At 59.0% G+C, this 12,976-nt stretch carries 10 protein-coding genes; 5 read left to right on the top strand and 5 right to left on the bottom strand.

The window, feature by feature from the left end; genetic code table 11:
* Positions 1–2: 2 nt before the first annotated feature.
* Positions 3–935, bottom strand: a complete 933-nt coding sequence (gspC, locus tag HKN06_14745; GenBank protein ID NNF62566.1) for a type II secretion system protein GspC — start codon at positions 933–935, stop codon at positions 3–5.
* Between the two features lie 192 nt (positions 936–1,127).
* Here gspC and HKN06_14740 point away from each other — a divergent pair, with 192 nt between their 5' ends.
* The 3 genes from HKN06_14740 (at position 1,128) to clpA (ending at position 6,220) form a co-directional block, all read left to right on the top strand.
* Positions 1,128–3,338, top strand: a complete 2,211-nt coding sequence (locus HKN06_14740; GenBank protein ID NNF62565.1) for an adenylate/guanylate cyclase domain-containing protein — start codon at positions 1,128–1,130, stop codon at positions 3,336–3,338.
* Between the two features lie 271 nt (positions 3,339–3,609).
* The gene (gene clpS, locus HKN06_14735) at positions 3,610–3,927 is read left to right on the top strand and encodes an ATP-dependent Clp protease adapter ClpS (protein NNF62564.1); all 318 of its coding nucleotides are present in this window, start codon (positions 3,610–3,612) and stop codon (positions 3,925–3,927) included.
* Between the two features lie 19 nt (positions 3,928–3,946).
* A complete protein-coding gene (gene clpA / locus HKN06_14730; protein NNF62563.1) occupies positions 3,947–6,220 on the top strand; it encodes an ATP-dependent Clp protease ATP-binding subunit ClpA in 2,274 nt (757 codons plus the stop codon).
* A 47-nt stretch (positions 6,221–6,267) separates the two neighbouring features.
* Here clpA and infA read toward each other — a convergent pair whose 3' ends face one another.
* From infA to trxB, 4 genes are all read right to left on the bottom strand, one after another.
* On the bottom strand, positions 6,268–6,486 hold the full coding sequence (gene infA / locus HKN06_14725; protein ID NNF62562.1) for a translation initiation factor IF-1: 219 nt from the start codon (positions 6,484–6,486) through the stop codon (positions 6,268–6,270).
* Positions 6,487–6,555: 69 nt separating this feature from the next.
* Positions 6,556–7,269 carry a leucyl/phenylalanyl-tRNA--protein transferase gene (locus HKN06_14720; GenBank protein ID NNF62561.1) on the bottom strand — a complete coding sequence of 238 codons (714 nt, stop codon included), beginning with the start codon at positions 7,267–7,269 and terminating at the stop codon, positions 6,556–6,558.
* Positions 7,266–8,417, bottom strand: coding sequence for a GNAT family N-acetyltransferase (locus HKN06_14715; protein ID NNF62560.1), 1,152 nt, complete (start codon positions 8,415–8,417; stop codon positions 7,266–7,268). Before HKN06_14715 ends, HKN06_14720 begins: the two co-directional genes overlap by 4 nt.
* Positions 8,418–8,430: 13 nt before the next feature.
* A complete protein-coding gene (trxB, locus tag HKN06_14710) occupies positions 8,431–9,387 on the bottom strand; it encodes a thioredoxin-disulfide reductase (protein NNF62559.1) in 957 nt (318 codons plus the stop codon).
* Positions 9,388–9,520: 133 nt separating this feature from the next.
* On the opposite strand from trxB, the gene ald reads away from it, so the two are divergent.
* A complete protein-coding gene (ald, locus tag HKN06_14705) occupies positions 9,521–10,585 on the top strand; it encodes an alanine dehydrogenase (GenBank protein NNF62558.1) in 1,065 nt (354 codons plus the stop codon).
* Between the two features lie 137 nt (positions 10,586–10,722).
* Positions 10,723–12,966, top strand: coding sequence for a cell division protein FtsK (locus tag HKN06_14700; GenBank protein ID NNF62557.1), 2,244 nt, complete (start codon positions 10,723–10,725; stop codon positions 12,964–12,966).
* Positions 12,967–12,976 lie beyond the last annotated feature (10 nt).

Below are 12,976 nucleotides of genomic sequence, written 5' to 3'. Positions count from 1 at the left end.
CATCATCGCCGCTTCCCACCCTCCATGTTGTTTATTGCTTCGGTATCGAGCACCAGCACTTCAGGTGCACCATTGCGTTCCACGGTAACTGTCACCTGGTTGGATTCCCCGAGCGAACGGAAAATATCGGCGCCTTTGGCCGGGTCATTCAGCGGTGTGCCATTGATTTCAGTCACCAGGTCACCAGGCTTGAGGCCGAGTGCCACGAATTGCTGCCGGCGCCGGCCCGGATATACCCGGTAGCCAAGCTGCTTGCCGTTGGAAAACACCGGCTGTGGACGGATCAGGTCAGTGAGCTTGGCCGGGTTTTCCGACAGCGTGCGCTGCAGCTGGCGACCGGCGCGCGCGGTGTTCGTGCGCGTCGTGGTGCGCCGGCTTGTTGTGCGACTGGTGGTTGTCGCTTCGTAGTCTCTCGGCAGCTTCAGTGATTCCAGTTCGCCATTGTTGTTCAGGATGGCCCGGTCCGGCAGCACCGAATGCAGTTTGCGGCCATTGCTGACCGCTTCGCCGATCGCGTAGACCCTCTCCTCGCCGTTGTCACCCGCAATAATTGCCAGCGCCACGCGATCGTCAGTAGCAGCGATCGTCCCGCGTAAAATCAGTTGCAGCTGGGTCTCGTCCAGCTCGTCGAAGTTCTCGGTTGGCGGTGGCGCCACGGCGGCCGCGGGTTTCTCGCCGAACAGGTTGGCATTTACGATCGCGGACAGGTCGTAGTTGACGGTAGTGGCGGGAGACGCTGTTGTAGCCATCGCCGGTGTCGGGCTGATGGCTGCGACGGATTGCTCACCCGGCAGCAACAGCCAGGTCAGCCTGACCAGCTGCCAGGCAATGGCCAGTACCAGCAACAGCACTACCCATGGCGGCAGCAGCTCGCCAGCACGCGCCAGCAGCTGCTCTCCGGATAGGCCGCGAAGTTCAGATATGCGATTTGACATAAATTTTCGTTTGCCGGCTGGCGCCTGCGCATGGACGCCCGACCCTGCGAATCATACGGGCTGCAGCCAGCCGGCGCACCCCGTTACAGGGACAAACTTGCTGAAATGCTGCGGTTTTTTGTGGAATACCGCACATGGTGCGCCGGGGGCATTGGTTAGACTGCCGCAAATACCCGTAGTTTGTGGCCCGCATTGTATATACGCCTCATCATAAGAATTCTGATCAGCCTGGTGGTGCTGGCGCCGTTTGTCCTGCACAACCGTGGCGATGTCATCATCCCTGCGCTTGAGCGCCTGGAGGCCTTTGCCTATGACGCTCGCCTGGTGCTCACCATGCCGCAGACACCCGATGACCGCGTGGTCATCGTTGATATCGACGAAGAGAGCCTGACCGCCGAAGGCCAGTGGCCCTGGGGCCGTAACAAGCTGGCCCAGCTCGTCAACAACCTGTTCGACAAGTACCAGGTCAAAGTTGTCGGCTTTGACGTGGTTTTCCCGGAGCCTGACCGGGGCAGCGGCCTGGCCGTACTGGCCAGCCTCGCAGAGGGATCATTAAGTACTGACACCGAATTCATCGAACAGTTGCCCCAACTCCGCGATTCGCTGGATTGGGACAATATTTTTGCCCGATCCCTGAATGAGCGTGCCACGGTCATGGGCTACGTTTTTCGCGAGGACAATTCCACAGCGTCGATCGGAGGCTTGCCGGCGCCGGTGCTCAACAGTGCCGGAAACGAAATTAACTTCCACACGCCAAAGGCGCACACAGGAAATTACGGGGTGCTGCAGAATGCTGCTTTAACCGGTGGATTCTTTGACAACCCGACAGTCGATGAAGATGGCGTTTACAGGCGTGTGCCGGTCTTGCAGCAATTCGACGGCAAGTTATACGAGTCCCTGGCTCTGGCAGTTACACGAGCTGCCGTGGGCTTTCCCGACATCGAGTTTGTTTTTCATTCCGGCGACAAGAAGCGCGACAGCCTCAATCTCGACTGGCTGAACGTGGGGCCGTACCAGATACCCGTTGACGGTGAAGCCACGGTGCTGGTGCCGTATCGCGGTGCTCAGTACAGCTTTCCCTACATCTCGGCTACAAAGATTCTCAACGGCACCGCGCCGATGTATCCGCTCAAGGGTGCGATCGCCCTGGTTGGTACCAGCGCGCCGGGCCTGCTGGATCTGCGTGTCACGCCGGTCGGTGAGAAGTACAACGGTGTCGAAGTTCACGCCAACATAGTGTCCGGAATTCTCGATGGACGCATAAAGCATCACCCGCACTATGTGCAGGGTGTGGAATTCACGCTGCTGCTGCTGACAGCGCTGCTCGTTACCTGGGTCATGGCGCGTGCCAACGTGGTGACCGGCACGCTCTTTACAATCCTGGTCCTGGTTAGCCTGGCATCGGTCAACCTGTTGCTGTGGGACAAGGCCAATTTTGTTGTGCCGCTTGCCCCGGTAATGACGCTGGCCTTCGTGCTGTACCTGTTCCATTTGATCTACGGCTATGTCATCGAGACACGCGGCAAGCGTCAGCTGTCGACCATGTTTGGCCAGTATGTTCCGCCCGAGCTGGTCGAGGAGATGGACGAGAATCACGGCTTTTTCGACATGAAGAGTGAAAGCCGTGAGATGACCGTACTGTTCAGCGATATTCGCGGCTTCACTACAATTTCCGAGTCGCTCAAGCCGCGTGATCTCAGTACGCTCATGAACGACTACCTCACACCGATGACGCGGGTGATTCACAGTCATCGCGGCACCATCGACAAATACATGGGCGACGCCATCATGGCGTTCTGGGGTGCGCCCCTCGAAGATCCCGACCATTCGCGTCACGCCCTCGAAGCGGCATTGCAGATGCAGGTCGATATCGATCAGCTTAATGAGGAATTCAGTAGTCGCGGGTGGCCCAGGATAAAGATTGGTATTGGCCTTAACTCCGGCATCATGCGCGTCGGCAATATGGGCTCGGCATTTCGCATGGCGTACACGGTGATGGGGGATGCCGTGAACCTCGGTTCACGCATCGAGGGGCTGACGAAAAAATACGGCATTGGTATCGCCGTCGGCCAGGCGACCGTAAAAGCGGTCCCGGATCATGCATTTCTCGAAATCGACCTGGTACGGGTCAAGGGCAAGGACCGTCCGGTAGCCATCTACGAACCACTTGGGCCGTTAAGCGAGCTGTCCGGCAAGCACAAGACCATGCTCAAACAACACGCTCGCGCGCTGAAGATGTATCGGGCGGGCGAATGGGATACCGCCGAGCAGGCGCTGTTCAACCTGCACCAGTCACACCCGGGGCGCGATATTTTCCAGACTTACCTGGACCGGATTGCCTACTATCGCAACAATCCGCCGGGCGACGATTGGGACGGCGTGTTTACTCACCAGACCAAGTAGTCCGGAGTGCCCGGCAGGGACGACTGTTCGTGACCTAAGCGCTTATTTGGCATAACATTAGATGCCATAATGAACGTCACAACGGGTACCATGACTTGATGCGTCGAACAAGACTTGTTTCCGGATGCGATTACCTTTATACCTATAGGTCGGGGACATCGAATCAGTTGCATCCGATGTTCATGCGGCGCATCCGCCCGGGCGAAAAAACCGATATCGGTTGTCAAAAGAACATGAGCCTTGTGGATCCCGAGTCAGATCACCGCGTACCGTGACTGATCAGCACGAAAAATCCGATTACGGACTGATCGTAGAAGAGGCGCGACCGCGACTGAAACGGCCGCCGATGTACAAAGTTGTGCTGCTGAACGATGACTATACTCCTATGGAATTTGTCGTCGACGTTTTACAGAATATCTTCGGCATGGACCGGACCAAGGCCACCAGGGTCATGCTTGAGGTTCACACGCGCGGAAAAGGCGTTTGTGGAGTTTTTACATACGAAATAGCGGAGACCAAGGTATCCCAGGTAAACAGCTACTCACGCCAGCACCAGCACCCTTTGCTGTGCACAATGGAAGAAAGCTGACCAACTGACGGTTAAAACAATGCTCAGCAGTGAACTGGAATTTTGTCTGAACGAAGCTTTTCAAAGTGCACGTGAAAAGCGCCACGAATTTATGACGGTCGAGCACCTGTTGCTGGCACTGATCGAGGTGCCGCAGGTGGGCGAAGTGCTGCGAGCCTGTGGCGCCGACATCGACCGGTTGCGCAAGGACCTGTCCGATTTTATCGATGAGACCACACCACGGTTGCCCGATGGCGATGATCAGGACGTGCAACCGACGCTGGGGTTCCAGCGGGTGCTGCAGCGGGCCGTTTTTCATGTGCAGTCGAGCGGCAAAAAAGAAGTCACCGCAACCAATGTGCTGGTGGCGATCTTTGGCGAGAAGCAGTCGCATGCCGCATACCTGCTCAATATGCAGGACATCGTCCGGCTCGATGTTGTCAACTACATCTCGCATGGGTTGTCCAAAGTGGGCGGCGAGTCTCCGGGCAGTACTGCCGGCCAGGCGGAGGCAACCGAAGTTGAAAAAGAAGTCGACCCCGGCGCTGCCAATCCGCTCGAGCAGTACGCCACCAACCTCAATAGCCTGGCTGAAGAGGGCAAGATCGATCCGCTGATTGGTCGTGAGATGGAAATCGAGCGTACCGTCGAAATCCTGTGTCGCCGGCGCAAGAACAACCCGCTTTACGTCGGTGAGGCCGGCGTGGGCAAGACAGCACTGGCAGAGGGCCTTGCCCGGCTCATCCACGAGCGCAAGGTGCCCAGCGTGCTCAATGACAGTGTGATCTATGCGCTGGATATGGGCGCATTGATTGCCGGTACCAAATACCGCGGCGACTTCGAGAAGCGCTTGAAAGGCGTAATTGCGGAGTTGCGCAAGCGCCCGGGGGCCATCCTGTTCATTGACGAGATCCATACCGTCATTGGTGCCGGTGCGGCGTCCGGCGGTGTCATGGACGCATCGAACCTGATCAAGCCGGTGCTGGCCAGCGGTGAGCTGCGCTGCATTGGCTCAACCACCTACACCGAGTATCGCGGTATTTTCGAAAAAGACCGCGCGCTGGCACGCCGTTTCCAGAAGATCGATGTGCCGGAGCCGACTATTGCCGAGACTATCGACATACTCAAGGGCCTTCGTTCCCGTTTCGAGGCGCATCACGGCGTCAAGTACGATGACGACGCGCTGGTCGCGGCGGCCGAGCTGTCAGCCCGCCATATCAATGATCGCCACCTGCCAGACAAGGCAATTGACGTAATTGACGAAGCCGGTGCGAACCTGCGCCTGCAGCCGCCCGACGATCGTGCGGCATCTGTCTCTGCAGACGATATCGAGTCTATCGTCGCGAAGATGGCGCGTATTCCGCCGCGGAGCGTATCGGCTTCGGATCGGGACGTACTGAAAAACCTGGAGCGCGACCTGAAGCTGGTGATCTACGGTCAGGATCGCGCGATCGAGGCGCTCGGCGCCGCCATCAAGATGGCACGCTCGGGGCTGCGCGAAGAACAGAAGCCGGTCGGCGCGTTCCTGTTTGCGGGCCCCACCGGTGTTGGCAAGACGGAGGTAACCCGTCAGCTGGCGCACGTGCTGGGTATCGAGCTGGTGCGTTTTGACATGTCGGAGTACATGGAGCGGCACACCGTCTCGCGGCTGATTGGCGCGCCGCCAGGTTACGTCGGTTACGATCAGGGCGGTCTGCTGACCGAGGCTATTTCACGTAACCCGCATGCGGTGCTACTACTTGACGAAATCGAGAAAGCTCACCCGGAAGTATTCAACCTGCTGCTGCAGGTTATGGACCACGGCACCCTGACTGATAATAACGGGCGCAAGGCCAGCTTCCGTAACGTGATTGTCGTGATGACGACAAACGCGGGTGCGGAAGAGCTGAGTCGCCGTTCTATCGGATTCGCCACGCAGGACCATACGTCGGACGGCATGGAGGCGATACGCCGCATGTTTACGCCGGAGTTCCGCAACCGGCTCGACGCCACAATCCAGTTCGATGCACTTGATCCTCCGACTGTTGCCCGCGTCGTCGACAAGCTCATTGTCGAGCTCGAAAGCCAGCTGGTCGACAAGAACGTCAGTGTCGAACTGGACGACGAAGCGCGTGAGTGGCTTGCGACTCGTGGTTACGATCCGAAGATGGGTGCACGGCCGATGGCGCGTGTCATTCAGGAATACATCAAGCGACCGCTGGCCGAAGAGCTGCTGTTCGGCAAGCTGACAAACGGTGGTCATGTCCACATTTCAGTTGAAGACGATGAGCTGACGCTGAAAACCCGTGGGCTGCCGGAACCCGAGGCTGTGTAGGGCGGGCTTGTGGGAGCGGCATCCTGCCGCGATCGACAATCGTGTGATTAGCGGCCGCGGTAGACGATGCGGCCTTTGCTGAGGTCGTAAGGGGTGAGCTCAACGGTGACCTTGTCACCGGTCAGAATGCGGATGTAATGCTTGCGCATCTTGCCGGAAATATGGGCGGTCACAACATGACCGTTCTCCAGCTCCACCCGGAACGTAGTGTTGGGCAGGGTTTCAACAACCTTGCCTTCCATCTGAATTGCTTCTTCTTTGGCCATTCGCCTCTCAGTTGATCAAAAACACGCAGAGTTTGCAGAATCACACGGCGCTTTGCAATGACACAATGTCTATAACGCCAGTCCGGGCGGCTCCTCGCGCCAGGATTGGACGGCAGGCGCGTCGCTGGCGAGATCCCTGTTCATTGCAAGAAACCGTTCGCGTGGAATCAGCTCCGCACCCAGTGACATCAGGTGCGCCGAGGGTATCTGACAATCTATCAGCTCAAAGTTCCATGCCTGCAGTCGCCGGACCAGTCCGAGCAAGGCAATTTTTGAAGCGTCGGTGTGTCGGCTGAACATGGATTCGCCATAAAAAACCCGTCCGAGACTCACGCCATAGATGCCGCCAGCCAGTTTGTCATCGCGCCAGACTTCAACCGAATGCGCGTAGCCCTGGCGATGTAATTCCACATAGGCTTCGGCCATCGCCGGGGTAATCCACGTGCCACGCTGTCCCGGGCGATCGCGTGCGCAACCGGCCACGACTCCGGCAAAGTCTCTGTCAAAACTGGTCGTGTAATTTTCTCGCCGCAACGTACGTCGCAGGCTGCGCGACACATGCAGGTTGCCGGGGAATAGTACGGCGCGCGGTTCCGGTGACCACCAGAGTATGGGCTGGCCGTCCTCATACCAGGGAAAGATGCCGCGGCGATACGCTGCAACCAGCCGGGCAGTCGACAGGTCGCCGCCGGCGGCGAGCAGGCCGTTAGGCTCTTGCAGGGCCTGGCTGATATCGGGAAAAGCATTCGCCGGGGAGTTTTCTGCCAGCCAGGTGAGTTTCATATGTCGCGCCTGAATGGCAGGTGCTGCTGCAGCTCCGCCGCATAGCGGGCTACGTGCTCGCGCTCCTGTCGCAGATAGTTGGCGATTGCCAGCGCAAAGCGTGGGTCGGCAATCCAGTGTGCCGACCAGGTGGTGGTGGGGGCAAAGCCGCGGCGCAGCTTGTGCTCACCCTGGGTGCCAGGATCGAAGTTTTGCAGCTGGTGCTCGATGCAATAGTCGATACCGCGGTAGTAACAGGTTTCGAAATGCAGGCAATCCAGGCCTTCGATTCCGCCCCAGTAGCGCCCGTAAAGGGTGTTGTTGTCGCGGAACAAAATTGCGGCACCAACGAGCTGTTCGTTTATCCGCGCCAGGTTGACCAGCATTTGTTCCTGCAGCTGTCCAGCCAGCTCGCAAAAAAACTCCAGCGACAGATAGGGTGCATGGCCGCGCCGGTAGAACGTAGCGCTACACAGATCGTAAACAGCCTGCCATTCGCCGGGCGACAGGCTTGCCGCCGGCACCGTGGTCACGCCAATACCCTGTTCCTTTATACGGCGTCGCTCGCGTCGCAATTTCTTGCGTTTGCTGGCCGAGAACGTCGCAAGAAAATCGTCAAAGTCCCGGTAGCCGTGGTTTTGCCACATGAAGCGCACATCCTCACGCAGCATCATCGCCTCGTCTTCCAGTGCCGGAAGTTCGGTTGCCAGCGGGTAGAGCACGTGAATGGAAGACGCGCCTGAATCTTTTGCCAGGTCACGTGCAAACCTGAGCATAGCCGTGCCGGCTTTTTCATGACCGGGGGCTGCGAGCAGGCGGGCACCGCTGACCGGTGTGAAGGGCGCCATGCTTACCAGCTTGGGGTAGTACTCGAGTCCCGCCTGGGAATAGGCCTGGGCCCAGGCGAAATCGAAAACGAATTCGCCCCAGGAATGGTCTTTCGCATAAAGCGGCATTGCAGCCACGATGGAATTGTCGCGATCGCGGGCCACCAGGTGCTGCGGTAACCAGCCCGCCTCTGAACCGACACAGTTGTGCTGTTCCAGCAGGCTGAGAAAAGCGTGGCTGATGAATGGCTGCTCGTCCGGCAGCAGCCTGTCCCACTGAACCGCATCGATGCTGGCTATGTCGCCGGCAACCTCGACGCGGTATGCGTCTGCAGCTGACAAATCGAACTACCGGCTACGAGTTCTCGTCGAGAAATTTTTCAGCGTCCAGTGCCGCCATGCATCCGGAGCCCGCCGATGTGACCGCCTGGCGGTAGACATAGTCGCCGACGTCGCCGGCAGCAAAAACGCCGGGCACGCTGGTGGCAGTTGCGTTCCCGTGCCGCCCGGCATTAACGATGATATAGCCTTTGGCCATTTCCAGCTGCCCCTCGAACAAACCCGTATTGGGCTTGTGGCCGATGGCGATGAATACGCCCGTCACGTCGAGATCCTGTTTCGCGGCCGGGTCTTTCGTGCTGGTCAGACGCAGTCCGTTTACACCGTTGTCATCACCGAGCACCTCATCGACCACGTGATCCCAGACAAATGACAGCTTGCCGGTTTCCGCACGCTCGAACAGGTGCTTTTGCAGGATTTTTTCGGCCCGCAGTTCGTCACGCCTGTGTACCAGCGTGACATGCGAGCAAATGTTTGACAGGTAAAGCGCCTCTTCAGCTGCGGTGTTACCACCGCCAACCACAGCCACGGGCTGGTCACGAAAAAAGAAGCCGTCGCAGGTGGCGCAGGCAGAAACACCCTTGCCCTTGTAGCGTTCCTCCGACTCCAGTCCCAGGTACCGTGCTGTTGCACCGGTAGCGATTACCAGCGCGTCGCAGGTGTAACCGGCGGTTTCTCCCGTGAGCCGGAACGGCCGCTGCGACAAATCCACTTCGAGGATGTGGTCATTTACGACATCGGTCTCGAAGCGTTCGGCATGCTGACGCATGCGTTCCATCAGTTCAGGACCCTGCAGGCCGCTGACGTCGCCTGGCCAGTTGTCGACATCGGTAGTGGTCATGAGCTGCCCACCCATCTCCAGGCCGGTCACCAGTACCGGGTTGAGAGCCGCACGCGCGGCGTAAACAGCAGCCGTATATCCTGCCGGTCCCGAGCCGACAATCAACAGCCGGCAATGCCTGACTTCACTCATGTATACTTTCCTGTCGTTGCCGCGACCGTCGAACCGGTAACGGCTTGTTCAAATAGGGGGGCGCGTCGGAGACTACAGTCTGAACGCTGCCGTACTATAGTAAAAAGCGCTGGAAAAGCACACCGGAGTGACAATGCGTATTGGCGTACCACGGGAACTCAAACCGCTTGAGGGCAGGGTAGGGCTGATACCTGCAGCCTGTGCCAGTCTGATCGGCGAAGGCCACGAAATTTTTGTGGAATCCGGTGCCGGGAAAAAGACCGGTTACCACGATGAGCAATACCGCAAGATCGGAGCAACCGTTGTTGCAGATGCGGCCGAAGTGTGGGAACGGGGCGAGATGATCGTCAAGGTCAAAGAGCCGGTCGATCCGGATCTTGAGCACCTGCGCGATGATCACCTGCTGTTTTGTTATCTGCACCTGGCGGCACTGCCGGAACTGACGCAACGCCTGTGTGACATAGGTGCAACCTGTGTTGCTTTCGAGACTGTGGAAGACCACAGCCTGGGCCATCACCTGCCGCTGCTCGCGCCGATGAGCGATATAGCCGGGCGGATAGCCATCCAGGTTGGTACTCATCTCCTGCACCAGCCGCAGGGTGGGAAGGGCATACTGCTCGGCGGCGTGCCGGCCGCCAAGCGCGGCAAGGTGGTCATACTCGGTGGCGGAGTTGCCGGCGGTAACTCGGCTGTAGTCGCTGCCGGTCTCGGCGCAGAGGTGACCGTTTTCGACATGGATCGCGACAAGCTGGAGCAGGCCCGCGCGCTCGGCGCCAACGTGACCGGTCTTTATCCACACATTGCTGACGTCGAGGAAGCGGTAAGCACCGCCGACATAGTCGTTGGCGCGGTACTTGTCACCGGCGAGCGGGCGCCGCATGTCGTATCAAAACAGATGATCCACAGCATGACGCCAGGCAGCGTTGTCGTCGACATTTCAGTGGACCAGGGCGGCTGCGTCGAGACGACCCGGCCGACCACCTACGCGGATCCAACCTACGAAGTCGACGATGTGATTCATTTCTGTGTCACAAACATGCCGGGAGCTGTGCCGCGGACTGCCTCGCAGGCGCTGTCAGCGGCGATCGCGCCCTATGCCGCCCGGCTGGCGCGGCCAGGCTGGCGTGACTATGAGCCGCTGCGCTGCGGCATAAACGTCGATGCCGGGCAGGTCGTGCACCCGGCGCTGATGAAGTAAACTCAATAAGTATCAGAAAGTTAATTGCTGTTTTTTGTGCAATGGTTTAATCTCGGAGCCGGCATTCCCATTACCGGCGGGGGATTTGGGCCTTGCATACGACTGCTCAGCATCGCGAATCGCTGATTTTTGACTCGATCGTGCGCGCACTACGCGAAAGCGCGTTCTGGCTGTGTGGCGCAATTGCGCTACTGGTGTTTACCGCGCTGTTTACCTATAACCCGGCTGACCCGGGTTTCAGTTTCACCGGCGAAGCGGGTTCGGTCAGCAACGCTATCGGCCCGGTGGGCGCATGGCTGGCGGACCTGCTGTTCATGCTGTTCGGCAAGCCGTCGTACCTGTTCCCGTTCATGATCGCCGCAGCCGGCTGGTTTATTTTCCGTGCACAGGGTGGCGAAGGGCTTGCTGCACCCGTGGTCACGGTTCGAACGCTGGGTTTTGTCGCCACGCTGGCCGCCAGTGCTGCGCTGGCAACACTGCACTTTGCTGCCCCGGACCTGCCAAGCAGTGCCGGCGGCATTCTCGGCGAGCTGTTCGGCCTGGGGCTTGCCAGTGGTCTGAGTTTCCTCGGTGCCACACTGTTTCTCATCGCGTTGTGGCTCACCGGGATCTCACTGTTCCTTGATATCTCGTGGTTTGCGGTGATGGATGTAACCGGGCGCGCCGTATTGCGTGGCGCCGAACGACTGCACAACTGGCTCGAGCAGCTCCGCCAGCGCCGTGCCAGCGAGAAGGTACGCGTTGCGCGGCTGGAAAGCGTGCGGGAAAAATCGCGCGAAGTCAGTCAGCGCCCCGCACCGCGGATCGAGCCGGTCTTCGCGCCGCCACCGCCAAGCGAGCGGGTCGAGCGCGAGCGCCAGGTGGCGTTGTTCGAACGTTCTTCTAATCATGAACTGCCGGCATTGTCGCTGCTTTCTGATCCGCCAGAGACCGTGGGCAGCTACTCCGAGGAGTCACTTGAAGCCATGTCCCGGCTGGTCGAGCTCAAGCTGATGGATTTCGGCATTGAGGTCGAAGTGGTTTCGGTTCATCCGGGGCCCATAGTGACGCGTTTCGAGCTCAAGCTGGCAGCGGGAATAAAAGTTGCGAAGGTTTCCGGGCTGGCTAAAGACCTCGCCCGCGCACTGTCCGTCATCAGCGTGCGGGTAGTCGAGATCATCCCGGGCAAACCGGTCATCGGTCTGGAGATTCCCAACCAGACCCGCGAGCTGGTCACGCTGGGCGAAATTCTGCGTTCGGAAACCTATGACAAAATGCGTTCGCCGTTATCGGTAGCGCTGGGTAAAGACATCGGCGGCCAGGCTGTCGTTGCCGACCTGGCACGCATGCCGCACCTGCTGATTGCGGGCACCACCGGCTCCGGTAAATCTGTGGCGATCAATGCCATGGTTCTCAGCCTGCTTTACAAGTCCAGTGCCGAGCATGTACGGCTGATAATGATCGATCCGAAGATGCTGGAGTTGTCGGTTTACGAAGGGATACCGCACCTGCTGGCCCCGGTCGTGACCGATATGAAAGAGGCTGCCAATGCGTTGCGCTGGTGTGTGGCGGAAATGGAGCGACGCTACCAGTTGATGTCGGCGCTGGGCGTGCGCAACATCGCCGGCTATAACCGCAAGGTGCGCGATGCAATAGAAGCGGGTGAGCCGATTCTTGACCCGCTGTTCCAGCCTGACGATACCCGGGAGGGTATTGCGCAGCCGCTGACGCCTCTGCCTTTTATTGTCGTCATCATCGACGAACTGGCCGACATGATGATGCTTGTCGGCAAAAAGGTCGAAGAGCTCATTGCACGGCTGGCACAGAAAGCACGTGCCTCCGGGATACACCTTATCCTGGCGACGCAGCGTCCCTCGGTTGACGTTATTACCGGCCTGATCAAGGCCAATATCCCGGCACGGATTGCATTCCAGGTGTCGTCGCGGGTCGATTCGCGCACGATACTCGATCAGATCGGCGCCGAGCATCTGCTCGGTCATGGTGACATGCTGTACCTGCCCCCCGGCACCTCGCTGCCAGACCGGGTGCACGGTGCATTTGTCAGCGACGAGGAAGTTCATTCTGTCGTGCGCGATCTCAAGGGTGAGGAACCTTCTTATATCGATGAAATTTTGTCGGGCCCGGCTGGTCCAATACCAGGACTGCGCGAATCGGCGCAATCCGGCGTGGACGATGCGGAGCAGGACCCGCTTTATGACGACGCCGTACGCGTTGTGGCCGAAACCCGCAAGGCCTCCATCTCAGGGGTGCAGCGGCGCTTGAAGATTGGTTACAACCGTGCTGCCCGGATGGTCGAGCAGATGGAACTTGCCGGCCTGGTCGGGCCGCTGCAGTCGAACGGCGCGCGCGAGGTGCTCGCGCCGCCACCGCCGCAAGACTGACGGAGTTTCA

It is taken from the genome of Gammaproteobacteria bacterium (assembly GCA_013003425.1).
Classification (GTDB): Bacteria; Pseudomonadota; Gammaproteobacteria; order Steroidobacterales; family JABDKV01; genus JABDJB01.
The sequence above is the reverse complement of the archived record's forward strand: the minus strand, read 5'-3'. Positions and strand labels throughout refer to the sequence as shown.